25 protein-coding genes are annotated in these 26,462 nt (G+C 37.0%); 11 read left to right on the top strand and 14 right to left on the bottom strand.

Annotated features, from left to right (window positions below):
- The first annotated feature begins 21 nt into the window (after nt 1-21).
- A complete protein-coding gene (locus tag ACK8HY_RS20695) occupies nt 22-591 on the top strand; it encodes a Crp/Fnr family transcriptional regulator (protein WP_416134675.1) in 570 nt (189 codons plus the stop codon).
- 96 nt (nt 592-687) lie between these two features.
- Nucleotides 688-1,758, top strand: coding sequence for an NAD(P)H-dependent flavin oxidoreductase (locus ACK8HY_RS20690; protein ID WP_077433964.1), 1,071 nt, complete (start codon nt 688-690; stop codon nt 1,756-1,758).
- Between the two features lie 166 nt (nt 1,759-1,924).
- Here ACK8HY_RS20690 and ACK8HY_RS20685 read toward each other — a convergent pair whose 3' ends face one another.
- The 4 genes from ACK8HY_RS20685 to ACK8HY_RS20670 form a co-directional block, all read right to left on the bottom strand.
- On the bottom strand, nt 1,925-2,734 hold the full coding sequence (locus tag ACK8HY_RS20685; protein WP_077433962.1) for a helix-turn-helix domain-containing protein: 810 nt from the start codon (nt 2,732-2,734) through the stop codon (nt 1,925-1,927).
- 124 nt (nt 2,735-2,858) lie between these two features.
- Complete coding sequence (locus ACK8HY_RS20680) at nt 2,859-3,851, bottom strand: SDR family NAD(P)-dependent oxidoreductase (protein ID WP_416134674.1); 993 nt, start codon at nt 3,849-3,851, stop codon at nt 2,859-2,861.
- A 96-nt stretch (nt 3,852-3,947) separates the two neighbouring features.
- Nucleotides 3,948-4,541: an NAD(P)H-dependent oxidoreductase gene (locus tag ACK8HY_RS20675; RefSeq protein ID WP_416134673.1), complete on the bottom strand. Its 594-nt coding sequence runs from the start codon at nt 4,539-4,541 to the stop codon at nt 3,948-3,950.
- Between the two features lie 75 nt (nt 4,542-4,616).
- Nucleotides 4,617-5,441, bottom strand: coding sequence for a helix-turn-helix domain-containing protein (locus ACK8HY_RS20670; RefSeq protein ID WP_416134672.1), 825 nt, complete (start codon nt 5,439-5,441; stop codon nt 4,617-4,619).
- A 273-nt stretch (nt 5,442-5,714) separates the two neighbouring features.
- Between ACK8HY_RS20670 and ACK8HY_RS20665 the strand changes: the two genes are divergently transcribed.
- The 4 genes from ACK8HY_RS20665 to ACK8HY_RS20650 all read left to right on the top strand — a co-directional run bounded on the left by ACK8HY_RS20665 (nt 5,715) and on the right by ACK8HY_RS20650 (nt 9,971).
- Complete coding sequence (locus ACK8HY_RS20665; protein WP_077433954.1) at nt 5,715-6,494, top strand: Ku protein; 780 nt, start codon at nt 5,715-5,717, stop codon at nt 6,492-6,494.
- 562 nt (nt 6,495-7,056) lie between these two features.
- The gene (locus ACK8HY_RS20660) at nt 7,057-7,620 is read left to right on the top strand and encodes a Crp/Fnr family transcriptional regulator (protein WP_077433952.1); all 564 of its coding nucleotides are present in this window, start codon (nt 7,057-7,059) and stop codon (nt 7,618-7,620) included.
- A 76-nt stretch (nt 7,621-7,696) separates the two neighbouring features.
- Nucleotides 7,697-8,851 carry an acyltransferase gene (locus tag ACK8HY_RS20655; protein WP_416134671.1) on the top strand — a complete coding sequence of 385 codons (1,155 nt, stop codon included), beginning with the start codon at nt 7,697-7,699 and terminating at the stop codon, nt 8,849-8,851.
- A 181-nt stretch (nt 8,852-9,032) separates the two neighbouring features.
- Nucleotides 9,033-9,971 (top strand): SPFH domain-containing protein, encoded by a 939-nt coding sequence (locus tag ACK8HY_RS20650; protein ID WP_077433948.1) that lies wholly within the window; start codon nt 9,033-9,035, stop codon nt 9,969-9,971.
- Nucleotides 9,972-10,037: 66 nt separating this feature from the next.
- On the opposite strand, the gene ACK8HY_RS20645 is transcribed toward ACK8HY_RS20650, so the two are convergent.
- Together ACK8HY_RS20645 and ACK8HY_RS20640 are read right to left on the bottom strand one after the other, a co-directional pair.
- On the bottom strand, nt 10,038-10,424 hold the full coding sequence (locus tag ACK8HY_RS20645; protein ID WP_416134670.1) for a hypothetical protein: 387 nt from the start codon (nt 10,422-10,424) through the stop codon (nt 10,038-10,040).
- Between the two features lie 150 nt (nt 10,425-10,574).
- Nucleotides 10,575-11,357 (bottom strand): phosphatase PAP2 family protein, encoded by a 783-nt coding sequence (locus ACK8HY_RS20640; protein ID WP_416134669.1) that lies wholly within the window; start codon nt 11,355-11,357, stop codon nt 10,575-10,577.
- 349 nt (nt 11,358-11,706) lie between these two features.
- On the opposite strand from ACK8HY_RS20640, the gene ACK8HY_RS20635 reads away from it, so the two are divergent.
- On the top strand, nt 11,707-12,330 hold the full coding sequence (locus ACK8HY_RS20635; protein ID WP_416134668.1) for a hypothetical protein: 624 nt from the start codon (nt 11,707-11,709) through the stop codon (nt 12,328-12,330).
- A gap of 461 nt (nt 12,331-12,791) precedes the next feature.
- Here ACK8HY_RS20635 and ACK8HY_RS20630 read toward each other — a convergent pair whose 3' ends face one another.
- The 4 genes from ACK8HY_RS20630 to ACK8HY_RS20615 all read right to left on the bottom strand — a co-directional run bounded on the left by ACK8HY_RS20630 (nt 12,792) and on the right by ACK8HY_RS20615 (nt 16,517).
- Nucleotides 12,792-13,772: an alpha/beta hydrolase gene (locus ACK8HY_RS20630; RefSeq protein WP_416134667.1), complete on the bottom strand. Its 981-nt coding sequence runs from the start codon at nt 13,770-13,772 to the stop codon at nt 12,792-12,794.
- Nucleotides 13,773-13,824: 52 nt separating this feature from the next.
- The gene (locus ACK8HY_RS20625) at nt 13,825-14,511 is read right to left on the bottom strand and encodes a type 1 glutamine amidotransferase domain-containing protein (protein WP_416134666.1); all 687 of its coding nucleotides are present in this window, start codon (nt 14,509-14,511) and stop codon (nt 13,825-13,827) included.
- A 115-nt stretch (nt 14,512-14,626) separates the two neighbouring features.
- Nucleotides 14,627-15,538: a helix-turn-helix domain-containing protein gene (locus ACK8HY_RS20620; protein ID WP_416134665.1), complete on the bottom strand. Its 912-nt coding sequence runs from the start codon at nt 15,536-15,538 to the stop codon at nt 14,627-14,629.
- A gap of 31 nt (nt 15,539-15,569) precedes the next feature.
- A complete protein-coding gene (locus ACK8HY_RS20615) occupies nt 15,570-16,517 on the bottom strand; it encodes an NAD-dependent epimerase/dehydratase family protein (protein ID WP_416134664.1) in 948 nt (315 codons plus the stop codon).
- Nucleotides 16,518-16,936: 419 nt separating this feature from the next.
- On the opposite strand from ACK8HY_RS20615, the gene ACK8HY_RS20610 reads away from it, so the two are divergent.
- The 3 genes from ACK8HY_RS20610 to ACK8HY_RS20600 all read left to right on the top strand — a co-directional run bounded on the left by ACK8HY_RS20610 (nt 16,937) and on the right by ACK8HY_RS20600 (nt 19,983).
- Nucleotides 16,937-17,929: a hypothetical protein gene (locus ACK8HY_RS20610; protein ID WP_416134663.1), complete on the top strand. Its 993-nt coding sequence runs from the start codon at nt 16,937-16,939 to the stop codon at nt 17,927-17,929.
- Between the two features lie 212 nt (nt 17,930-18,141).
- Nucleotides 18,142-19,011, top strand: coding sequence for a hypothetical protein (locus tag ACK8HY_RS20605; protein WP_416134662.1), 870 nt, complete (start codon nt 18,142-18,144; stop codon nt 19,009-19,011).
- Between the two features lie 225 nt (nt 19,012-19,236).
- Complete coding sequence (locus tag ACK8HY_RS20600) at nt 19,237-19,983, top strand: hypothetical protein (RefSeq protein ID WP_416134661.1); 747 nt, start codon at nt 19,237-19,239, stop codon at nt 19,981-19,983.
- Nucleotides 19,984-20,094: 111 nt separating this feature from the next.
- Here the strand turns inward: ACK8HY_RS20600 and ACK8HY_RS20595 are convergent, their stop codons facing one another.
- Together ACK8HY_RS20595 and ACK8HY_RS20590 are read right to left on the bottom strand one after the other, a co-directional pair.
- Nucleotides 20,095-20,445, bottom strand: coding sequence for a TfoX/Sxy family protein (locus tag ACK8HY_RS20595; protein WP_416134660.1), 351 nt, complete (start codon nt 20,443-20,445; stop codon nt 20,095-20,097).
- A 57-nt stretch (nt 20,446-20,502) separates the two neighbouring features.
- Nucleotides 20,503-23,364 carry a response regulator gene (locus ACK8HY_RS20590; RefSeq protein WP_416134659.1) on the bottom strand — a complete coding sequence of 954 codons (2,862 nt, stop codon included), beginning with the start codon at nt 23,362-23,364 and terminating at the stop codon, nt 20,503-20,505.
- A 533-nt stretch (nt 23,365-23,897) separates the two neighbouring features.
- Between ACK8HY_RS20590 and ACK8HY_RS20585 the strand changes: the two genes are divergently transcribed.
- Nucleotides 23,898-24,485 (top strand): suppressor of fused domain protein, encoded by a 588-nt coding sequence (locus ACK8HY_RS20585; RefSeq protein WP_416134658.1) that lies wholly within the window; start codon nt 23,898-23,900, stop codon nt 24,483-24,485.
- Nucleotides 24,486-24,847: 362 nt separating this feature from the next.
- Here ACK8HY_RS20585 and ACK8HY_RS20580 read toward each other — a convergent pair whose 3' ends face one another.
- Both ACK8HY_RS20580 and ACK8HY_RS20575 read right to left on the bottom strand, forming a co-directional pair.
- Nucleotides 24,848-25,528, bottom strand: a complete 681-nt coding sequence (locus tag ACK8HY_RS20580; protein WP_416134657.1) for a carboxypeptidase-like regulatory domain-containing protein — start codon at nt 25,526-25,528, stop codon at nt 24,848-24,850.
- 25 nt (nt 25,529-25,553) lie between these two features.
- Nucleotides 25,554-26,231, bottom strand: a complete 678-nt coding sequence (locus ACK8HY_RS20575) for a hypothetical protein (RefSeq protein ID WP_416134656.1) — start codon at nt 26,229-26,231, stop codon at nt 25,554-25,556.
- Nucleotides 26,232-26,462 lie beyond the last annotated feature (231 nt).

Raw genomic sequence — 26,462 nt, 5'->3', positions numbered from 1 at the left:
AAGTTGAAATATATGTTTGATATGAGTGAAATTCTAAAAGAACAGTTTCAGAAGATTATTACCATAGAACCAGCGGATTTCGAATATATATTGGGCCATTTTACCTATAAAAAGTTTAAAAAACACCAATTTTTAGTACAAGAGGGCCAACAAGTTACTTTCGATTATTTTTTAATTTCAGGATGTGTGAAATCTTATTACACTGATGAGAATGGGAAGATGCATATTCTACTTTTTGCACTAAGAGACTGGTGGATTACCGATTATGAAGCATACTATTATCAGAAACGTGCAATTGTCAATATTGACTGTTTAGAGGACACGGAGGTGCTGTGTCTGAGTAATGATAATAGAGAAAAATTATGTCAGGAGTTCCATCAGGTTGAGCATTTCTTCAGAAGGAAAACCAATCGCAGGAATGTTGCTCTGCAGAATCGCGTTCTTTCTTTATTGAGCAGTAATGCAAAACAACGTTATGAAAAATTTCTTTTAGAATATCCCTCGCTTGCACAAAGATTGCCAAAGCATATTTTAGCATCTTATCTCGGCGTTACCCGCGAAACACTTAGTCGATTGTATGTACAAAAATAATTTTGATCTACGTCACATTATTTTTGTGCGGTAGATCCTTGTATACCTTAATACTTACAGCGAATTTTATCTTGTTAAATGATAAAAATGAAGACAATGTGGAACGATACAAAATTTACACGATTATTAGGGATTGATTTGCCCATTGTTCAAGGACCTTTTGGAGGAAAAGTGTCATCTATTGATCTTACTGCTATTGTTTCCAATAGCGGGGGGCTGGGTTCATACGGTTGTCAGCCTTTTGATGCAAATGAGATCGTGAAAATTTCGGAAGGGATTAAGAAAAAGACAGACAAGCCTTTCAATCTCAATCTTTGGGTAAAAGACCGAGATGATAAGATAAGGGATTTTGACGATTTAGCGCTTCGTGAGGTAAATCAGCTTTTTAAACCTTATTTTAATGAGGCGGGAATCGAATTACCACGCTTTCCATTTGCCGATAGCCCTTCATTTGAAAACCAAATTGAAGCTATTTTTACAATAAAACCTGCAGTATTTAGTTTCGTTTATGGTATACCATCTGCAGATATTCTAGAAAAATGTCGTCAATTAAATATCAAAACGGTGGGTGCCGCTACGACGCTAGACGAAGCCATTGCTATTGAAAATGCTGGCGTTGATGCATTAGTCGCTACAGGTTTTGATGCTGGGGGGCATCGGGTTTCATTTCTTGATAAACCTGAGGAAAGTCTCATCGGAACATTTTCGCTGATCCCCCAAATCGCTGATCACGTGAATATTCCGGTTATAGCAGCCGGCGGGATCGTAGATTCTCGAGGTTTAAAAGCTGCTTTTTCACTAGGTGCTGATGCTGTGCAGATGGGGACAGCATTTCTAGCTACCGAGGAGTCAGGTGCAAGTCAAGCACACCGCAAGAAATTATTCTCTAAGGAAGCACGATACACTACATTAACAAAGGTATTTACAGGCAGATTATCGCGAGCAATAAAAAACAGGTTGACAGAAGAACTTAAAGCTTATCAGGAGCAATTAGCCCCTTATCCATTACAGGGTAAGATTGTAGGAAAACTTGGTGCATACCCTGCAAATTCTGAATCCGATCCGGAGCTAAAATCATTTTGGTCAGGGCAGGCAGCGTCAATCTTAAAATTTCATCACGCCAAAGATTTAATTGATCATATTATTGCTGATATGGGAACATCTTAATAGAAAAAAGAAATCGCCAGCAATTATCCTGTTGGTGTGGTGATGCTAATCATGACTCCGACATTCCGCCACTTTAACCCCAGTCTTTCTCAGGTAGAAAAGCTCTGGAGATATCATTTTGTGAGCCGGATAAATGTTGAGTGTTATTTATTTATTTATTTAGGCTTTAAATAAGCTGCGCCAAAAGACTTGGCGCAATTCCAAATTGCTTCTTAAAAGCATAGGAAAAATGGGAAAGGTTTTCGAAACCTACTTCATAACATACTTCTAGCGGCTTTTTTTTCTTTTCAGCAAGTTGATAATAGGCAAGTTCCAGACGCTTAAATGTTAGCCACCGTTGTGGAGTCATTGTAAAAGCTTTTTTAAAATCACGTTTGAATGTTGTCAGGCTTCTACCTGTCAGATAGCCAAATTTCTCCAGTGGAAGATTGAACATAAAATTCTTTTCCATATAATTGGCAAGGTCGATTTTCCCCGGTGCTTCAAAATTTGCGAGGACATGATCGATCTCCCTATTCAATGCCCTGAGAATACTTATCGCTTCCGTAATTTTAATAGATGCAATGTCGTCAGGGACACTCGCCATCTCAAAATAAGGCATAAGTGATAGCAGGCAGCTTTCCAACAATGGATGGTTATTGAAACGGAAAATCTTGGATGATTCTTGTGATTGACAAACAATGTTCTTGCCCGCGTAAAAATTCTTTAATATTTCCAAGGATAAATGCATGACCACTGTTTTGTGGGGCTCACCGTCTTTAGGATAATTAATAATGGTAGCTAACTGGTTTCTCGGGATCAAAAAAATGTCTCCTTTTCCAAATAAATATGTATTATCTGCTTGTACGATCTTTGTTTCACCTGAAAGAAACCATACTAACATATGTTGGTCAAACATAATGTCTGACCTGAAGAATTTGTCTTCATAGCTGGAGAGTTTTATATCTTCTGTAATATATCGGGCTTGGTATTCCATGATTTTTTAGCTTTTTGCAGGAAATCAATAAAGTAAAGATAAGAATTTTTCACCTTCTTATAATTTTAAGACAAGTGATCCGAATAGGCCAAAGTATATTCAAACCACTTGTCGACGTCAGCATTTATGGCCTAAACACAATTCCGCTCATCTCCTCACTCAACTTCCACAGTTTCTTTGCATAGTTTTCATCTAACGAATATGGATTTACACCTTTTTTATGATTGATATCCGATGATACTTCGGCAATATCACCATCTTCACAGTATACGCCACCGATATGATCCAATAAAGGGCTCGTTGCACACCATACCGTTGTTGCTGCTCCTTGTGGTACGGATTTTAAAGATGCAGCGATTTCAGGTAGCATATGACCATCTGCATCTACAAATCCCATTTTTTGAAACATCTCCAAAGGAGCCTCTCTGCCCAACTCTGTTCCACTGATAGAACCTGGATGAACAGCATACGTTCTGATATTGGAGGATCGCCCGCGGATGTCCAACTCGACAGAAAAAAGATTAACCGCTGTCTTGGACTGTCCATATCCCAGTAGGGTTTCATATTCTCTGTTGAGAAAATTAGGATCATCAAAATCAAAAGGCGCAAAATGATGACCATGAGAGGAAACATTCACCACTCGCGCGCCATTAGCTTTTTTTAATGCAGGCCACAATCTTGCGGTTAGTTGAAACAAAGCTAAGTAGTTGGTAGCAAGTTGTGATTCTATATTTCGTTCATCTCTACGCAATGGAACCCACATAATACCGGCATTGTTGATCAATAAATGCAGAGGTCTTCCAGAAGCAATAAAATGATTGGCAAAGGCATCAATCGACAGGGGAGACATTAAATCCATTTCAGTAATTTCTACATTGGCCAAACCTTGCAGATTCTGTTTTGCTTTTTCAATATTTCGTGCAGGTACGATTACGGTAGCCCCAGCTGCTGCCAGTACTCGCGTGGTTTCTAGCCCGATCCCCGTGTTCCCTCCTGTGACGACCACTGTTTTTCCAGTAAGACAAATGTTATTAACAACCTCGTTCGCTGTTGATTTTGCATTAAAGCCTGATCCTATAGCTTGCTGTAGAGTCCCTTGATAATTATTCTTTTCCATGTTGACTATATTTAACTGTTATTGAATAATACAAAGTTAAGGTAGATCCTCAGGTGCCGTTTTGTTTAAAAGGCCTAATTCACTTTGTTCAAAAGGTCAGATTATTTTGAACGGGTTAGCCGTATACACATCTCTGATTTTAGAAAACCAAATTTCAATAGCCTCAGAGCTCGCGCGATCAGCTTTATCAAAAAAGAAATGCTCCCTGACCTCGAAGCCACAGTAGGTATAAATGCCTTTATCTGAGGTTAGCAATAAGGCCTTATCCATACCAATTGCAGCATACTCTTCATTGGATTTCCCATGAGTATTAATGATTATAGCCTGTTTCCCCCTTAATAGTCCTTTCTGCATTCCTTGATCATAGCTATAAGCAAATCCATAGCTAAATACCTTGTCAATGTACCCTTTCATTATTGCTGGCATACCTGTCCACCAGATCGGATAGATAAAGGTGACGAGATCCGCCCAAGAAATGTATTCTTGTTCTTTTTTAATGAGGTCATTGACGATGCCTTTTCGCTGTCCTGTCATATCGTCCAGAGACAGTACTGGATCAAATCTTATACTGTAAAGATCTCGGACGATTACTTCTAATCCCCGCTGTTCCAGCATTTTTTCTATACACTGTTTAAATTGAGCATTCAAGCTTTCTTGATTTGGATGCGCGTAAATAATAAGATGTTTCATACTGTTATTTTAATTGATTGAACAGTACAAATTTAAAATAGGGAGCACCGGAAAAATTGTAAGAAAACGAAAAGGCTATTGATCGATAGGTTGGCAGATATCCCGCTGAAACTTTAGGTAATTTCTGGGTGATAGCCCTATAAAATACTGAAAGTCATGGATAAGTTGGCTTTGATCATAATAACCACATTGGTCAATGATTTTAAACCAGTTTATCTTTTCATTAGACAAATTAATCTGTTGAATCAACTTTATGGTTTTTAAAAAGCGATGGTAACGCGTGATCTCTTTTGCACTGAAACCAAAGTGTTTTTTATGTATCAATTGGATGTTTCGTTCACTTTGTTGCTCTTTAGCTGCTATAGATTTGATTGGATTTATTGCGCTCGATTTAAAGTTGGCTAAGAGCTTGGAAGTGGCATTTTGTGAATTGAGGTAGGGTCGGCAGAAATTGATTATATACGCCACCTTTTCCTGAACGCAATTTATGCAGTTCAGTTGGGTCCATATATAGGTGAAACAATTCTCATTAAGGGCTTCATCGGGATGAATAGGCAGATCGTTTGATAAAACGGCTTTACCGAAAAAGCGGTAGAATGAGTCATCTTTGAAATTCGCAACCAGTATGCTGGAATTTTGGGGGATACCATATTCAAATGCAGACTTAATAGGCCCCAGGACAATACATTTCCCAATTTCAATTTTCTTTTTTTGCTTAGAAATCAAAAAAGCAGCGGGCCCGAAGCTGAAAACCATTATGGTTTGGAAAGACGGTAAAAGCGTTTTGGTGATTGTTGTTTTAGTCTTATTCTCGGCAAAATAAAAATGAGAGAATATTGCTTCAAACTCTTGTGGAACAGGAATTCTATGATCATCATATTTTAATTTGTCTGAGTCCATTTATTGGTCACAATTTAGGAAAAAACGAACGTTATCTTGGTATATTAAAATGTATTTCTATAAAACTTTTGGTTGTGAAGACTTGTTCGATAAATAACTATTGGATTGTAAGGTGAGCTTTAATAAGTTAAAATAAACAAACGCAGTCATACGAATTCTTTTGGAAGAGGAATAGCCAGGATACTGCAGGTAACGTATTAATATTCATGAATTTATATTCCAATAAATTTAAAGAATTACCTTACTTGCATTATAAATTAAAACTATAAAAATATGAGAGCAATCTGGAATGGAGCAATAGGTTTTGGATTGGTAAATATACCAATCAAACTGTATTCAGCTAGTGAATCGAGCACGTTAGATTTAGATATGCTAGATAAAAGAGATCTCGGCAACATCAGATATAAAAGGGTAAATGAAAATACCAACAAAGAAGTTCCTTGGGAGAATATTGTAAAAGGCTACAAAATAGAAGATAACTATATTGTATTGGATGATGATGATTTTGAGGCAGTAAGCCCGGAAAAATCAAAAATTTTGAGCATCAAACAATTTGTTAGCGAAGATGAAGTAGATGTGGCCCTTTTTGAAACACCCTATTTTCTTGAACCTCAAGCACATGGTGATACTGCCTATAAATTATTGTTAGAAGCACTTCTGAAAACCAAAATGGCAGGCGTGGGATCCTTTATCCTTAGAGAAAGGGAAATCCTCTGTATGATTCGTCCTTACCAAAAGGAAATTTTGATGGTAAACAGAATGCGATATCCTGAGGAAATGAGAAGTTATGCAGACCTGAAAATTCCAAAAGGAAAAGCACCTAAAGCCGAAGAACTGCACATGGCAGAAGCTTTAATTAAATCATTAGCGGAGGCTTTTGATCCGTCGAAGTATAAAGATACCTACAATGAAGACCTACTGAAAATTATAAAACAGAAAGCAAAGGGTAAAAATATAAAATCTAAAAAAACAAAAGAGCCAGAAGAAAAAACAATAGATCTTATGGCAATGCTAAAAGCTAGCCTGGAATCTGGGAAGAGAAAAGCAGGATAGATTATCAAAGTTGGACATTTGTAATCATCATTGCTTTAACTTTTAAGATGGCACTAGAAGAATCTCCTATGAAGAGAAACTTTAAGTCGACTTGCTGCTTTCGTCAAGGTTTTTAAACATAAACCTCAATGGTGTGGAACTCAATAGTCAACCCACCTTTGCCTAACATTTGTCCAATATCACACCCGCATTACACCCGGTCGCCTTGCCAATGGCAAAACATATTCAGGCAGATAAAGAATATTTTGTCCACTTCAGTCTTGAGCTGTCCGCAGATAAACCTTGGATCATGAAAGGGCAGTGCTTGCCGCCGAACAGATTCAGTTGAGCGGTCCTAGCTATCCCAAAAAGATTACCTTTGCCGACTTAGGCAAAAATGGCTCCTGGAAAAATATTCGTTCGGGAGCCGTTTTTGTTTAACGAAATACGAAATTGTATGTTAAAATAAAGTTCGGATACTTTGCTCCACCTTGGGCATAATCATTTCACTAAGCAATTTTTATCTTTTATACTTTGATTTTCGTTAGTTTTGTCATTCATCTAACATTGAAAATAACCTTTAATGGATAATATCATTACATCTATACATAAACATTTCGATATAAATAGCGAGTCTTTGGAAATATTGCTTAAGAATTTAAACCTGCTAAATGTCCGAAAAAAGACAAAACTGATACAGCCAGACAGAACTGATAAAAACATTTATTTTGTCGAAAAAGGTATTGCCCGGGCCTACACCATACTCGATGGAAAAGAAGTTACTTCGTGGTTCAGCGAAGAGGGAGACTTACTTTATTCAACAAATAGTTTTCACGGACCTGTGCCAGGGTATGAGACAGAAACAGTGCAGGTTCTCGAAGATTCGGTGTTGTATTATATGGCAATTGACCAATTGGAAGTACTTTGCCGCAGCCATATCGATATTGCCAACTGGATGCGGTATGTGCATCAAAGAGCTTTTGTGCAGATGGAACGTCGGCTAATCAACCGCTTTTATCTTTCTGCCGAAAAAAGATATGAAGATTTTATGGTTAACCATGCTAAATTGATCCGTCGGGTAAATTTGGGATATATAGCGTCTTATCTTGGAATATCACATGTGACCTTGTGCGCGCTGCGAAAATAGTGCTATTTCTTTAACTACTTAAAAATTACTCAAAGCCAGATTGTTTATTTTTGCATTTTAACCAACTATTTTGAGCATGCAAATTTCTAATGCTAGTATTGATCAGGAAAGAAAGGTCTGGGTTGATGTATTGCGTTTTGTCGCTATATTTATGGTGATTGCCATTCATTGTTCGGACCCATTCAATGTATCGGCCGAGGCAAGGTCTAATCCAGATTTTAATTATTGGGGATCCATTTATGGATCAGTGCTCAGGGCCTGCGTACCTATTTTTGTGATGATTACGGGATTATTGTTGCTGCCTGTGAAAATGAGTATTGGTGAGTTTTATAAAAAGCGTCTGCTGCGCATTACTGTTCCGTTTTTATTGTGGTCCGTACTTTACAACCTTTTCCCCTGGATAACAGGGTTATTAGGACTTCCGTCAACGATCATTTCAGATGTATTTGCCTATGCAGCAAAAGATTCTTCACAGTCTTTGGAAAGCGCACTTGTTCAGATTTCTTTAATTCCGATTAAATTCAATGTCTATACCGTCCCAATGTGGTATATCTATATGTTGATCGGTTTATATCTTTACATGCCCTTCTTTTCTGCATGGGTTGAAAAGTCAACCTTAGGCCAGCAGAAGGTATTTTTGGGAATTTGGTCATGCACACTGGTTTTACCCTATGCTTATTCGTTTTTCTCAAAAGAGTTATTTGGACTCGGTACATGGAATACTTTTGGTACATTCTATTATTTTGCAGGCTTTAATGGATATTTATTACTCGGATATGTATTAAGCCACAGTTTGAAAGCATGGTCTTTTCGCAAAACACTTTTAGTAAGTATACCATTATTCACTGTCGGTTATGCGATTACATATATTGGTTTTAAATGGATGGCATCTAATCCGAATTCTAGTGAAGAACAGATCGAGCTGTTCTTTTTATATTGTTCCCCCCAGGTTCTTATGATGGCTTTAGCTGTTTTTTTGTTGGTCCGCACCATTAAGCTAACTTCAGATAATTGTAAGAAAGTTTTCTCAAATATTGCAAAATGCGGATTTGGCATTTACCTGGTGCATTATTTTATAGTTGGCTTTGGCTATTGGCTCGCTAATGTATTTTCCATCCCCATATCGCTAAAGATTCCCATTACCGCTGCGATTGTCTTTTTGATTTCTTGGGCATTTGTTGCATCGTTTTATAAAATGATGCCAAGAGTATCGAAATGGATATTCGGATAACGAATTGTACCTGATGTTTTATAATTAAATACTACTTAAACAGCAACTAGCTGGGGCTATAATTAATTAATGATCGAGATTTCCATATCTGCCAACATATTCAATATAAATTAAATAATTAGACTAGGAATAACAATGTAAAGATGTAAATTTGAGGCATCACCAATAATAAATTAAAGTTATGATATATCTAGGAATTCTCATCTTTTTCGGACTTATAACATTATTTGCTTCTTTTTATACCGTCAAACAGGAGTCTGCTGCTGTGATAGAAAGGCTAGGCAAATTCTTAAAAGTGAGCCATGCAGGTTTACATTTGAAAATTCCGTTTTTTGATCAGATATCTAAACGTCTGAATCTTAGGATAAAGCAGTTGGATGTTATCATTGATACCAAAACGCTAGATAATGTTTTCATAAAGATGAAAGTTTCTGTTCAGTATCAGGTAATCAGAGAAAATGTAAAAGATGCATACTATCGTTTGGAAAATCCTGAAAATCAAATTACATCCTATGTTTTTGATGTGGTGCGTGCTGAGGTACCAAAAACAAAGTTAGATGATGTATTTGTCAGAAAAGATGATATTGCAATTGCAGTAAAAAGCGAATTGCAAGATGCGATGCAAAGTTACGGTTACGATATTATCAAAGCTTTAGTAACCGATATTGACCCGGATGAACAGGTAAAACATGCAATGAACAGAATCAACGCTGCCGAACGTGAAAAAACTGCCGCAGAATACGAGTCTGAAGCCCAAAGGATACGAATTGTTGCAGTAGCTAAAGCGGAAGCTGAATCCAAAAAGCTTCAGGGACAAGGGATTGCAGATCAAAGAAGAGAAATCGCAAGAGGATTGGAAGAATCTGTAAAGATGCTGAATGCCGCTAATATCAATGCTCAGGAAGCATCTGCTCTAATTGTGGTTACGCAGCATTATGACACCTTGAATGCTATCGGAGCAAATAGTAGAAGCAATTTGGTTTTACTTCCCAACTCGCCAACAGCAGCGAGTTCCATGCTGAATGATCTAGTTGTTTCCATGGCAGCAGCACAAAAAATAGACGAAGATGCTAAAGGTCAATTCCCTGTACTTCCGAATGATAGGGGACAACAAGAATAGAAATCCGCAGGAGTTTCATATGCAAAAAAAATAGCCAGTATTGAACTGGCTATTTTTTTTTAACCCTTACTCAATTAAGAATACCCTCCATTCATGTTCATGTTTCCATTTTACATTCCACATTCTGCCATCCAACTGGTCGAGCAAGATGAAATTATAAATATTCACGGTTGGATAAAGCATGAATCTACCATTTTTCTCATCGTCTTTATTTACTAGGGCGGCATCCGATACCGGATTTACTTTTTTATTTTTCGTATCCCACTTGACTTGCCACATCTTCCCATTTCTTGTATTTAATTTGATAAAAGTATAGCCATTTTCCGTCGGAAAAAGTCGAAATACCCCCGTACTATCAGTAGCAGTATGCTGAAAAGGTAGATTCGATGCCTTCTGAGCAAAAGATGTAATTGTAAATAATATAAATAGTAGGGTTACCAATCTTGTTTTCATAATAATTGTATGCTTAAGAACTTAATAAAAAATAAAATAATTGTTTTGAAATTACAAATTGTAGATGGATTATGCAACATATTGTTTTAGAATTACTGTTAATAATATTAGTTTTACCCTCTGTTGAAAATCGATTTTTATTTTAGGGATTTAAAATTGCTTTACAAAACCAACTGTGAACTGTCTGTTGCTATAGCCCGGAAACAAAGAAATCGTACGCTGATCATCTCCGCCGATATGGATTTTATCGTAAAGCCAATAAGAGAGTGTCGTGGATAGGATACCGACGCCAGCCCCGGCAGCAACATCACCCAGCCAATGTTTATTATTATACAGGCGCAGAATGCCCGTTCCGGTAGCCACGGCGTATCCCCCTACACCTATCCAGGGTGATACATGCCAATACTCCCTACGCAAGAATTCAGCAGACGCAAATGCCAGTGTCGCATGTCCCGAAGGAAAAGACCGCCTATCACTTCCATCAGGTCGTTCTTGACGGATCAACCTTTTGGTAGAAAACACAGTTGCCGTTGAAATTCCTACAGACATGGCATATACAACCGCTTCTTTTTTTACAGAGCTTTCACCTTTTATACCAAATGCCTGAAGTGCGAAAACCGCTGCTCCCGGCACAATTCGCGTATAATCATCGATCTTTGTTTTGAAATTGGGGTGATTTGCTACGATCTCATTTCTGACATCAAGATTTATGTTTTTAAAGAATTTAGCATCTGTTGCTAGGAGACCATACCCGATTAGCGCGGCAGGTACAATAAATTGTTTTGCCTTAAGTTTAAATGGAGATGAATTAAAAAGACTATCGGTATTGTTATTCTGTATAGTTAAATCATCATATTTTGGCAGACTAGCCAAGGAGTCAGTCTGTGGGGAGACTGTGAATGGTAGTAATAGTAATAATAGAAATCGCATCATTCGGTACATTTTAAATAAACATTATTTAAAAGAGGAGGAAAAATAATTAATAGAAAGAGCAAAGCTACCAAAAATTCTATATTACAGCAATTGATAGAGGAGAGAATGAAATGGTCGATGGATGGGTAAATTCTTTGATTTTAAACTGTTCCATACTTGTTCATTCAGCTTTTGCGGAGCCACATTGCCAGGGGGCTAATATAAAAGTCAGTCCCCGAAGTATTCGAAAGAAAGGGCTGAAATTACTACTGTGACTGAATAGCAAATCAATATCCGAAAGTCCAAGCTTCCATTTTCTGAATGGTTAAATTGCGTATATTTGAGTGTTAGCTGCAATAATTTAATCAAGATGATGTCAAAAATCTTTTATACCTTTTTAATAGCTGCATTACTACTATTTCAAAATTGTGGTGGTCGAAAAACAGAAAAGAAAACTACGGAAATAGAACCAACAATCGAAGAGGTTGCAAAAGACAGTACCTATCTAAAATCAGATATCGATTCCTATGCTGATAGTGGTTTGCTGTCAAAACTCCCTGTACGGGATTTTCCGATAATAGACAGCACCAGATTTGAGAGCTTTGAAAAGTATGGTATTCGTGACAATGATTTTCTGAAACGAATTAAGTTTGATGCGGGGCACGCTAATGCGACAAATTTTAGGATCAACTATAGAGTTCCTTTCTCTGAGAATTTCGGTACAGTAGTCATATCCTATCAAAGCGGTGAGCACGAATTATTCACCACAATGATTACTATAGATAAGCACAATAAAATAATCGATAAACTAGACATTTCCTATGACGAAATAGCTGAATCTGCGTTCAGTAAAACTGGTAAAATAGAAAAACACAAAATCACAGTAATAAGCAATAATTGGATGAATGAAGTACCTGTTTTTGAAAGTGAAACGTACATTTTAGATAACAATGGTAAGTTTAAAAAAATACAGACCGATCCGAGAAGTCAATGAATTTACACTGAGAACCTAGTAAATCCAATTAATTTAAAGATGTTAAACTGATGCCAACAAAACTAAAGATTATATCGCATGAATTTGTGAACGAGAGTTATCTTCGGCTCGTAATAGTTTCAGATAATCAGCCTTGCGGCACCATCGATTTGATTACAGAAAAAGCAAATTTCAACATCACTGGCAAATATTTCTTTAAGGGAATGGAAACTATTAAAAATATCCAATTGGAATATAAAGGCAAGGAATTGGTTTTTACATTTAGCAATAAAAAGCATCTATTGTTTACTTGTGATAGGACGATGTTCACAATAATCAGTACGTACACGCGAGCTTTTCAATAGCACGCAAAAAAATAATAGAATTCACTAGGATTAATCTGGTTTATAGCGATAATAACTAAAAACTAAAGGAGGCTGTTTTTTTATTAGGGACAACCTCCATTTATCATGAATAGTAATTTATGAGAATAATGCTTTTTTTAATGCTAGCGCAGCAAGCTCTGTTGAAAATTTAACTGCTTCTATACTATCCAAAGGATTTAGTAATCCATAGTCATGGATAAAGCCATTGAATGTTTGGATGGTCGTTGGAACTCCAGCTTCATCTAATTTTCTTGCATAGGCTAATCCTTCATCGAAAAGGATATCGTTTTCCGCCAAATGAACTAGGGCAGGGGGAAGACCTTTCAGTTTTTCCAATGCTGCATTGAAAGGAGTTGCATAATACTCTTTTCGCTTTTCGGTATCAGGCAGATAATTATCCCACATCCATTTCATTAACGGCGCGGTAAGGAATCTTTCTTCAGCATATTTTTGCCAGGAACCGCGGGTAAAATCAGCATCAGTCACTGGCCATAGCAACAATTGGAATTTGATTTCCGGTCCCCCTTTATCCTTGGCCATCAAACAGAGTACAGCTGTCATATTACCACCCACGCTATTTCCAGCAACGGCCATATTCTTCCCGTCCACACCAATTTCAGCGCCATTTTCCGAAACCCATTTCGTGGCGGCATATATTTGATTGATTGCTACTGGATATTGTGCTTCGGGAGAAGGGCTATAATCTGTAAATACTGCTGCTGCGCCACTATTTACAACCAGGTCTCTCACTAATCTCCTGTGAGTGGGGTAGTCTCCCAAAATCCAGCCACCTCCATGGGTGAACATAAACACCGGAAGATTTTCAGAAGTAGCATTAGCTGGTTTTACAATATGGATATTGACTGTAATGCCGTCCTGGGTAATCTCTCTTTCAGATTCGATAATACCCGAATAATCCACTTCTACTGACTTTTGGGCATCAACCAATACCTGTCTGGCCTCCTGGGGTGTTAATGTTTCCAATGGTTTTCCGCCGCTGTTATTCAAAGCCTTTAGAAAATCTCTAATGCCGGAAAGGATCTGAGGATCATTTTCTGCCTTAATGTTCTGTGCCATAATTTAAATATTTATGATTAATAAGTAATAACCATATTCAGGTCATCAATGTTTATATTTTTTCCAGTTGCTCAACAAGTACTTTTGCTATTTCTTTAGAACTGAATGGATTTTGGCCTGTAACGAGGTTCTTATCCACTACAACATTTGAGGTCATAGGAATAAAAGCTTTTCTTAAATTGGCGCCTCTGTTTTTGATCGCTGCCTCGAGATTGAAGGGAACCTCGCGTTTGCGTCTGGCAATGGTTTCCTCGAACCAATCAAATCCGGTGATTGATTTCCCTGTGATCATATTTTCACCATTGCTCAGCCTTACATTTAGCAATCCACCTACACCATGACAGATTGCGGCGACTAATTTGCCATTTTCATATTGTTGGCGAATAATTTCTTGGATATTCTCATTGTCTGGGAAATCATACATGGTAGCGTGTCCACCAGCAAGATAGATACAGTCAAAAGGTTCATTAATTACTTCATTCAGATCTTCCGAATGGTTCAGTTCATCCCTAAATAATGGATCTTCATAATAATTTTTTGATATTTTGTCCAGAACTAGCGGTTTCAGGCTTTCAGGCTCAATAGGCACATGACCGCCCTTTGGACTTCCTATTGTTATATCCCATTTTTTCTCTTTTGCCTTATGATAAATATGGGTCAGCTCACTGAGCCATAGTCCAGTTGGTAGACCACTTGCATATCTATCGATGTTGGTAACTACTAATAAAAGCTTTTTCATGAATCAATAATTTGACAATCCTAAATTCGCAATATGCTTTGATCTGACGGTAGCCTGATTACTGGAATTAGTAACGGAATCTCTGTATTTCAATTTTTCTTTTAAATCGATCTCATTAATTTAATGACGATCTGAATTCAAGTGGGGAAACTGAGGTACGGTTTTTAAAAAGACGGTGAAATGACTGGGGATGTTCAAAACCAAGTTGATAGGCAATCTCTGAGACCGACATTGAACTGGTAGAAAGCAGTTCTTTTGCTTTTTCAATCACTCGATTCTGAATATGTTGCTGTGTGGTTTGTCCTGTTTGCACTCTTAACATATCGCTCAAATAATTTGCGCTCAAGTGTAATTGATCAGCAATGGAGTGGACTGAAGGTATACCGTTGATGGTTAATTTATCATTTTTGAAATAGTCATCCAATAATAGTTCTAACTTGGAAAGAAGATCACTATTCACTTTCTTTCTGGTCAAAAACTGGCGATTGTAATAACGATCACAATATTTTAACAAGAGATCAAGGTTAGAAACAAGTAGATCCTGTGTAAAGGAATCCATATTGATACTAATTTCTTGTTCAATATTAGCGATGATATCAAAAATAGTTTTCTCTTCTTTTTCGGAAAGATGCAAAGCTTCATTGGTTGTATAGGAAAAATAACCGTATTCCTTAATCTCAGATGCCAGTCTATAACCATGCAGAAAATCTGGATGGACCACCAAAACGAACCCTCTTACTTTATTAAGCAGTATATCGTCAAACTGAAGGACTTGATGTGGGGCAATGAAATACATAATACCTTCGTCAAAATCATAATATTGCTGGCCATATTTGCATTTTCCGCCAGCACAGTCTTTTTTTAGAGCAATAACAAAAAAATCAGTAGTTATTGCACTAAGTATAGTCTCCGGTTCGAGTTTAACATCATCAAAATTAAATACGCTTATCAGCGGGTTAGCGGGTTTCTTTAATCCCAGGAATTGATGGAGCATACTTATTGATGATACTTTTTCAGGAGTTTTCATATGCTGATTTTCAGATTTACACATGACTAATTTACTTAAATATTTTGTTTCCTGAAAGCTGTTCATCTTTAATGAAGCTGATTCCCTGTTTATATGATGTGACTTGAAAATCCGGAAATTTCCTTCTGAATTTTGAGTCATCAAATACATTGTCGTGCTCATATCTGGGAAGGAGCTCCAGAAGCTCCTTTACACTTTTGTTGAAAAATGAGCCTATTTTGAATATCAATTTTGGGACAACAGAATATTTCAGGTCTCTGTCGTAAATTCTTGAAGCCATTCGGATAAACTCTTTATAGGTTGGATGGCTCTTGTCCACAGGCAGATGCCATGTCTGGCCAAATGCGTCCGGGGTATTCCCGATCAAAGCAGTGGCACGGCTCGCATCAGGAGTCCATATCAGACTTCTCTTTTTGCTCACGCTCAATGGAACCTTCAGCTTTTTATCTTCTCTGATGTTGTTAAAAATCAAGGTATTGGTAATACTCTGTGTTTTGCCGGGACCGTAAAATTCCGGAGCGCGGCAGATCACGGCTTCAAGTTCACCTGATTCAATTTCCTTCAACAGCATTTCGGCCATTTTTCTTCTGACTCTTCCTTTTCTACCCACAGGTGCAAAATTCGTTTCTTCTGTCAATATGCGATCATCCTGCGGGTACATATAGGTGTTGTCAAAGAATACGAGTTTTGTACGGTTGATCTTACAGGCTTCAATTACATTACCAAGGATCAGTGGAAACTGATTCTCCCAGATCTCCGAACTGATCGGAAGGCCTAATGTGAAATAGACAATTTCACTGTCTTTTACCGCTTCAATCGCTTTTTCTCGAATTGAGAGATCCGCAGAAAAGACCTCGTCTGTGTCATTTACTTTTTTCGCATTCCTGCTGACAATTCGTATAGATGAAGTAAAATTTCTTTTAAGCTCTCTTGCGAGCTCTTCGCCAATCTGACCATTAGCTCCTAATATGGTTTGCATATCTTTTGCAGTTTTAAATTATTATACAAATTTCAGAAGATCTGCAAAGATCTGAGTAGCTCAATTCAGGTAAGATGTAACGGAATCTCTGTATTAATTAGAAAAGTCTCATTAAAATGTTTTATAATGTATATAAAAATTACCCCCTTCCATGATGTGATGTTGGCTATTTCGAGTAACCTGTTTTATTTATGTATTGTGTGCATTACCGTCTATGTGCTTAAATCAAAACTCAGCTTTTTCAAGTATTATTGCATGTTCTGTTTGTTTATATTTTACTTTGCAACATATTTGTATATTACAGGACAGTGGGGCTTGCTATCATTAATACAGAAAATTAATAACGGCCGCACCATTATATTAATTATAGAACTCGAATATTTTACGGATCAAAGCGATTTTTCCATAAGGAGGTTTCAATGAAGAAATTATATTTAATCATATTCGTCGTTTCGGCGCTCTTTTTTGTTATCCTATTTTTCAGTCGTTTTATGATTGCTATTGTGCCAATTATTGCTGCAATTACAATCTGGTTTGCTAGTAAAACTTCTATCAAACTAATTAAAACCAAATTTACCTCGATCAATGCTGTAAAGGAGGGGTCGGTTAAATTGCATGGTACTATTACAGCTCCTGATACCTTTATCACGCCATATTTTAAGCAAGAATGTATTGGCTACCATTATAAAAAAGCAAATCTAACTTACGACAGCGAAACCGGCAGTGACTATGAGATCAATGCAATCATTGATGAAAAATTCCAGGACTTGTTTATTGCCGATAGTACGGGAACCATCAAGGTGACTTCACAAAGATTTAACCTTTCATTTTTACCGGTTAAAACAGCTACCCTTCATAGCTTCGAACATGCCGTAGATGATGTAAGACATACCGAAAGAACCTTGAAAAATGGTGACAGGATATCGGTCATGGGCTATGCACGAAAGAATGCCAATGATGGCTTCGAAATTATTGAACAGCCAAACAATCCCGTGGTGATCAGCAATGCTTACTTTGAAAATAAGAGTCGAAAATCATTCCAGGTTTTCAAATATTTACTGCCTTATATCGTACTGATGTACTTATCAGTCAACTATTTTATGTTTTTTGCTCCGATAAAGCACTGGCCGCAGCATGACGCTTTAGTGGTATTTGGCTTCTTTGGTGTACCTATCTTAGGGCTGATCTTTGCTGTTTTGGGCAAACGAGTAACTGGATATCCGAAGGTATTTTTTACTGTATTAGGAGGAACCCTTCTCTTCGTATCTTTACTAACTTTTCCGTTATTGTGCCTACTCTTGATCACCAAAACTGCCTTCTACACTATTGTTTGCGTATGGCTTTGTGTCTTCAGTTCTACATTGCTAGGGATAAGCATCAATCATAAGAAATTGTCCGATCTCAACGAATAAATACACATACAGCGAATTGTAAATTCAGTACGTACTGATGAATCAATCGCTGAGTTCTTTTCGGACGGAAGAACAATTGTATGATTGGGTTTTACATAACCGCCAAAACGGGCAATTTACCGACTAATTCTTCTTATTCACCGAAAACTCTTGGTGAGAATATTATCAAATGGATATAATGCAATAATTTATTCTTAAACTATATTTAAAATATGAAAAAATTAATTGCAGCTGTATCTTTGATTGGATCGTCAATAGCAATAACGAAAGCGCAGACGATGGAAAATACTATGAATTTGGAAAAATTGATTATGAAAGCATACCATGCAGACCAAGAAAATAGGACCATTGTCGAGAAGCTTCTTCTAGATAAATCAACTCCCCAAGATAGCTTGAAGAAATATGCACTACAATTGAAAAAAAGTGATATGATGAATCAGAAAGTTGTGTTACCTATTTTAGATAAATATATAGCGAGTGAAGTTAAATTATCTGATTCCTCATTGAATGCTGCATACTATATTGTTCAACATGCAAGCAAAGAAGATCAAGAGAAATATTCAAATTTTGTTGGAAAATTGTATAAAAATCAGGTTATCAATAAAAATGAATATACTCGATTTATCGATAGAGTACTAATAAGGAACCATAAGGCACAAGTCTATCTAAAGCAAGCTCACATGGATACAGACATTAAAGACATCTATCCATTTCCACTAAAGGCGAATGCCAAAGAGATTGCAAAAAATAATAACCTTCTGGAAGAATTGGAAAAAGAAATTGACATTAAAGCCAAAAGCTTTCCTGCGGAATATGCTCCTGTATTCGTTGTTGATGATGAGTTTGTAGTGTTTGGTCATATCAAGAAAAAAGAAGAGCAAAGCAATGTACCAGTCAGCGATGTAGAAATTTCTTACGGAGGTAAGGTATTGACAAAAAGTAACAAAAATGGCTTTTACAGTTTTAAAATTATTAAATCAGCTACGATAGGTGATATTTTATTTACGAAGGGATCTATTTTTATGAATAAGAAGCTGGATAGTATGGATAAAGACTGGCAGATGATAGATGTTCTTTTTTAAATCCGACTTCACGTTTTTCATTTAATCAATATTGAACCTTTTTTTTGCTAATCGCTCGAGAGTATCAATAGGGAGGACGGTCGTAGCCAACCCCCTGAAACCGAAATCCGTTAGATGGTAGATAAATTTATTTCATTCTGTATTAATTAGTTAATTAATACAGAATTGCTGCGTACTGAAATTTTCTTTAATTTGCCGTTTTATAATTTCTAATTTCTTCAATTTATGCTTTTCATTTATACGCGTTACGAATACGTGCTAGGAAGTAAAGATATCACGGCAACATTAAAAAATGAGACTAAACCGCAGCGTTTTAATCTTCACATCATTACACCTGCGACTAAATTTTTAGGATTTCCTGTTGGAGGCGGCTTGGTAAAAATGTCTCGGCTAGTGAATCAACAAGGACAGGTTATCCACGCTAGAAATTATTCGCCTGAAATAAAAGAAGAGGTGAAGAATTTTAAGAAAACACTCACGATTCCATATTTCAAATTATGGAAGGGGTATTTGTTTATTGCCTCGATAGCGATTGTTGGATCTATTATTTACGGTATTAAGCTCAATTCAGATGGCAAAAAATACCGAAACGAAAAAGAAAATCTTGCTAAATCAGCACAACAATTACAAACAGGCCAACTCTATGGAGCTAATTTCTTTACCGATGCAGAGGGAAATAACATACAAGGCTTACCTGCTGGCTGGGTTAAAATCGTAAAGATAGAAGGCGATACCGTTTTTGTTCAGCGTTCTAAGAAAACGTCAGATCGCGCCATGTTTGAAATGAAAGATCTGGCATCGATCAAACCCACATCAGACGCAGATTGGAATGATCATATAGAAAAAATGAATTATCCATTATTTAAAGAAGCTATCCAGAATAAAAATTTATCAGGCATAGATTTGTCATACATTGGTGTAGACCATGATAAATATCCTGGAGTTATTATGTCCTTTAAAGGCGTTGAATAATAGTTTTAAAAAATAATAAAAGAAAGAATAGGGGATAAAGCTTGTCTATAAACAATTTGGATGGAAGCGGCTGCTTTTTTCTCTATTCTGAATTTTATACCGATATCCGGTCTATTTTCTTTTCTTCTTCGCAGCTTTTGCCATGGGGTTATAATCAAGACAGATTTGTATCCAATGTTCGAAATCATGAGGTTTTTGAAAACCGATAGGTTCTACATAACAATATCCTTTTAATTGCTTTCCTTTCATAGTCATCGGTAAGAAGCCTTTTCGTTCCGAAACTTCATCTTCTAGTTCAGCATTATAACGACACATCAGATTGTCATGGCTGACATTGACGCACATTTTTCCATTCACAAGAAAAGATAATCCGCTAAACATTTTCTTTTCCTCGACTTCGATGTTTTCTTCCATTGCAAGTCTTTCACGGACTCGGTTGGCAAGTTCATTGTTATAAGCCATCACTTTAGTTTATCTGATATTTAATTAAAAGAATTCGAGGTGCATTTTTCATAAGTATTAAATACTAATATATTTTTTGAGTACTTCAAGAAGGTCTGCCCGCCGTATAGGTTTGGGGAGAAAGTCATTCATACCTGATTCGAGGCATTTTTCTTTTTCACCGAGCACATTTCCAGCTGTAACGCCTATGATAGGTATATGTTGATATTCAGGCAACATTCTAATATTTCGTGTTGCCTCGATACCACTCATTATCGGCATCTGTACATCCATAATAATAATGGAGAATAGCTTTTTACCGCATTCTTCCAAAGCCTGTAAACCATTGGCAGCTTCCGTCAGATGTATATTGGGGGCGAGAGATTTCATGATCCTATTATTCAGTACCATATTCACCGGGTTATCATCAACCAAAAGGACCTCTAATCCGGGGGCAAATAGATCTGAATCTTTCCCAGACTCATCCTGAATAATTTCTACTGCACTGCTTTGGTCTACCTTTTTAAGGGTTTTGTACAGATCATGTGATTTTATAGGCTTCAACAGTAAATGGGTATTTTCTATTTTCCTAACTGAAGCAAAAATATCCAGTTCTTCCGAAGAAGATGAAAGTATGATAAATGGAGCAATCTCATTTCGCTGACTTAACAACCCGATAATTTTATCTATTGTTTCCAAACCAGACATAATAGGCATATGATAATCCATTAGGATTACATCGAACCGTTCACCTTTTAGCATGAGATCTAGTGCTTCCATACCATTGGAAGCCAAAGTAGATTTAATGTTTTTATAAGTAAGCATGTGTTCAAGAATGATCCTGTTGGTTTCATTATCATCCACCACTAAGGCTGTCTTGATAGACATTGCATCCTCTTCTCTCAGTTCGGCAATTTCGTAGGGCACCTCAATATCAAAGAAAAATACGGAACCTTTTTCCATTTCGCTGGTCAGCGACAATCGGCTCCCCATATATCCTAATATATTGTTTGAGATGGTCAGCCCAAGCCCCGTGCCGCCATATCGTTTGCTGATGGAACTGTTTTCTTGGGTAAAGGCATCGAAAATATATTTTTGTTTCTCAACAGGAATGCCAATTCCTGTATCTCTTACCGAGAAGCGCAAAGCAATAGTATTATCATTCATGCGCAATTTCTCTACTTTTAGCTCGATCTCGCCCTTTTCAGTGAATTTTACAGCATTCCCCAGGAGATTGATCAAGATCTGTTTTAACCTTGCTTCATCAATGAAAAGTATTTTTGGGAGGCCCGGCTCAACATTGAGCAGGAGTTCTATATTTTTTTTCTGGGATTGATAAAGAATAACATTAATGACTTGGCTTAACATATCATATATATCACTTTTTTCAATCAAAAGTTCCATTTTTCCAGACTCTATTTTAGAAAAATCCAGTATATCATTGATGATGCTAAGTAGGTTTTCCCCTGATTCATTGATGTAATTCAGATATTGTTTTTGTGTTTCATTCAGCGGTGTCCTGAGTAGGAGGTCTGAAAAACCGATAACTCCATTCAGAGGAGTACGGATCTCATGACTCATATTGGCCAGAAATTCGGATTTCGCCTTGCTGGCTATATCCGCAGTTTCCTTAGCATTTTTCAGTTCTTCATTTATTTTTACGGCATTTGTAATGTTCTGAATGGAAATAATTATACCTCCAATGTCATCGGTCGTGAGATACCAGGGGCCCACCTTAAGGTCATAATGCTGGATTTCTTCTTTTCCTTCAACGTTCAGCGCAAAATCCCCGTCATTATACGTTTTTCCCAAAAGTGCATCCATGTAAATCTTCTTTCTTTCTTCGGGAACATGGGGCGATATTGTAAATAGGTTATTGCCGATAAGATCTACATTATTCATACCAAATTCATCTTTCCATCTGCTACTTACAGCAACGTAGTTAAGGGCTTTATCAAACATGGCCAAAGGAATGGGAACATCATGGGCAAAGGACTGCATCATAGCTTCCTTTTGGGCAACTTCCAGAAACATTTTTTTGAAGGCATCAATGTCCTGAATAATTCCAAAGACCCTGATGCAAATGTCATCTTTAAATTCGGGAATACCTTTTACTCTTACCCAGATCGTAACGCCGTCATCACGTAGAAGCTGAAGTTCTTCATCAAAAGAAATCCCTTCTTGTATTGCCCTATTAATGAGATATCTTATTCGCTCTCCGTTTTTTCCTTCGTAAAATCCAAGGGCATTTTCAAAAGTTGGCTGGAAACTATTGTTGACTTTGTGAATTTCTCTTGTACTTTGGGACCAGAAGACCTTTCCGGTCTTCATATTGGCTTCCCAGCCTCCCACTTGGGCAACTGCATTTGTTTCCTCAAGCATTTCCTTCGTGTAAAACAGATCTCTTTCCAGCTTATCCCGGCGGACAAGGTCAGATTTTACCCGTATATAGACGAAGACAGAAGCACCGATGGCGGCAATGGCCGAAAAGATAATGAATAAAACGGTCCGTTTGGAAGATTCATTTAGATTCTCATTTTTTATAGCAAGCTGAACTTCCTCGTGTTTTACAAATTCCCGGACGAGCATTCGACATTTATCCATAGCCCTTTTGTTATGCGCGAGTTCTTCCGGGCTCATTAATATTCCCTTTTTACGATTCTCAACGAACAAGTCGTATCCTTTCATCAACAGATCCGAGGTATGTAACAGTTCACTAAGAGTATTAATCTGGTGTTTATCTTTAAGACTAAGCCTATCTTTGTTAGAAATAAGCCGTGGGTATTCATTCCTGCTTTTATTTAAAGGTTCAAGGAAATTTTCGCGGCCAGTCAGCTGATAGCCACGATTTCCTGTTTCCGCGTCCAACAAGTTGTATAAGATATCTTTGATTAAGCTGATAGATTCCCTGCTTTTTAATAAGCTTTGCCTGTTTTCCATCTGTTTATGTATGCTGATATAAGATGCTATAGAACTCGCAATCAGCATTATTAAGAAAAGCACTAAGCCTATCTGAAGATTTCTTATAATTTTTTTTGGCATTGGATGGTAGTTTGCTGTTAAGATAATAAAAAATATGAAAGTGAAATAATGTGATATCCACGTTTGATTGGTAAATGGTAAAAATTATATTTAGTTTATCATCTCGGATGACCCTAGGGAAATGAAACCTGATGCCAATGCATTATTGGCAGGTAGCACTCATTATTTGGAGGAGGATGGCCTGAATAGCGGTAAGCCGCATTGTCTGTTTTAATGCCGTCCATAATTTAGTTGCAAGATAGCTTGGAATAAAAAAATACACGATGAAAACAGGCCAATTGATAAAGGATTTAAGACTTAAAAAGAGCATGTCCAGAAAATAGGGAATACACGATCAAAAAGTGGGAAATCGTTTGGGTTTCTTGCCAAAATTTCTTTATATTAACGACAGACCGGCTATTAAGGACAGTTTTAAAAACGGTCAATGAAAAATGCTCAAGAAACTATTTCAAAAAAAGAAAACACCTGCGGAGCAATACTTAAATCATTTGAATAGGATATTTAAGAAAACACCACTTTTGTTCAAAGAGGGTAGTTTAGATGAAGGTCTTCCGGATGTCACCACTATTGTGTATGAGAACACGCCCGAAAAGGGCATGATTACAGCATTTACATATGGTCTTTCCTTGGGACATCATCCCGATTGGCGAAATGGAAGGCCAGAACTTACATTAACCGTAAGATCAGATGATTTTGCCTGGGGGAGAGTGTCAGGTTACTTAGCAAACTGGCTGCGAAATAAATGCCCTTTTTCTTATGGAAATCCTATCGACTTTGGGGAAAAGATTGCTAATGATTCCGAAATGGATGGATTTTTAGTATTTGCTCCCTCGATTTTTAGAGACAAAAGAAACTATGAAAATATTGATATTGGTGCAGGATATAAGATTTATATCAAAGGTATTTATCCCATATATGCAACGGAAATTGATGTAATTTCGAAACTCGGATTAGAAAAATTTTGGAAACATCCAAAATTTGACTTTTATAATATTCATAGAGAGCGAATTTCTGGATAAAGTAAATGAATCACTTGCCTTCAATCAAGTTCAGAAAATCCTATAGTCCTAAACAAATTCAAAAAACTTGATGCACATTCCCCATATCCTTTGGTTGTGAATAGAAATGAATATGGAAATATTTGGACGAATTAGAGGCTTGACTATGAAGGAATAAGGCCTTAATTAGATACGAAAAGATTAAAACCTTTTTCAGCCAATTGGTATACCAATTGGCTGAAAAAGGTTATTTGAAGTTGCTACATTTGACTGGAGTAAGGAGCATGGCCTGCTTCTCCGTATCGATAGGATACCAATGGTAACAATAAGCTATATATCGCCTTCCAAAACCATGGAATTAAAGTAAGAGAAATGTTAATGCTTTAAAGAATGCTGCTGTAAAGCGTTATATCTATCGTGCGGTCCTTTGCTACTTGGTGAGTGCCATATCCCCAGCCATAGTTACCGTAGAGCGTGTGGTGAACAATAAAATCAAAACTTTTGTTGGCAGGTACTTTTAGGCTTACGTATCCATTTTTGTCTGTGAGCCCCTTTAGCGTCGAACTTTTTACTACATCAGCGACATTATCAGAGGTGACATGGATCTTATCGACAGGAAATGCGACAACCCCCTGACCGTGAATAGGGGTACCGTTTTGGTACGAGAGTAAACGAATTTTGAGGGTACCCGAAAAATCGGTTACCTTTGTTGTCTTTTTACGTTCTACACCCGCTGTAATCTGTACATATTCATCGATGCTGTAATCATTGTTATTTAATTTGATATCAGTCTTTAGTTGATAATTATTAGGTAACAAATCACTAAAAGAGACTTCGCCATCACTGTTCGTAATGGCTGAATCTATCCGTAAATTAGGTTCTTGTTTGCTCCCAGGGTCATAAAGGTAAACGTTGAGGCCAGGCAATCCCTTACCGGTATCGTCTGTTAATTTGTAGTTTAGCTTTCCCGTAGTTTCACCTTCTACCAGATTGACAATGACTTCCTTTTTACAGGAGACGGTTGCAATCAACAGCGTGAGCACAATAAAAAAATAGCCTTTCATATCATTAAAGTTTCCTATCAGCTATTTATTGATAAAAACCTGCAAAATAGTTCATCGTCGTACCTTTTTGGACGGACGTTGTACCCGAGCTAACATTTGAAAGTGTTGTTGTATTGTAGAGGCAGACAACATAATCTTTGCCAGATGCAATCTTAAATGTAGCGATACCATTCTCGCCGGTCACACCTTTAAATTCTGCGGTGGCTAAGGATTTTGAAATATATTGCTCATATTCGTAATTACTAGCAGGAATAATAAGTACACCTACATTTTTTGCAGGTTGATTCGTGTAATAGGAGGTTACTTTAACGACTAAGGTTCCTGAAAAGTCTGTCACTTTGGTCTCTTTATTCCTTGTCATACCGGTAGTGACCTGAACATAATCTCGAACAATATAATTTACATTATTTACTTTCGCCGAATCAGCGACTATTAGATAACTTTTCGGATTTAGATCGCCAAAATCAACTTGACCGTTTCCGTCGGTACGACGCTCATCTATTAAGATACTGTTGCTTGCATAATAGCTATCCAAGTGATCGAACAAGGATACCTTGACATTAGACAGACCTTTACCATTTGCGTCGGTTAATCTGTAACTAAGTTTTCCACTATTAGAGAGCGACATTTCTACCTCAGTGGTTTTCTTACAAGATACAAATGCTAACGACAAGAGCATTAAATAGGCTAATTTTAATTTCATAAATGTTAATAAATTGTTTGAAGTTGCAAATATATAATTTTAGTTGTGATGTCGCACTTTTCAAATGACGTCGCATAAAATAATTTTTGTGATAATAATCTGCAATTTTCCAATCATCTTTTTTAAATGATCTTTATTTATGAATATATTCGTTCAATATTAAAATCTGTCGCCTTGAACACTAATGTGATAAGTCTCCCTCTGATAAAGAACTGAATTTTAAAAAGAAGA

Source organism: Sphingobacterium sp. NGMCC 1.201703 (assembly GCF_047784615.1).
Taxonomy (GTDB): Bacteria; Bacteroidota; Bacteroidia; order Sphingobacteriales; family Sphingobacteriaceae; genus Sphingobacterium.
This window is presented reverse-complemented; position numbering and strand designations above follow the sequence as displayed.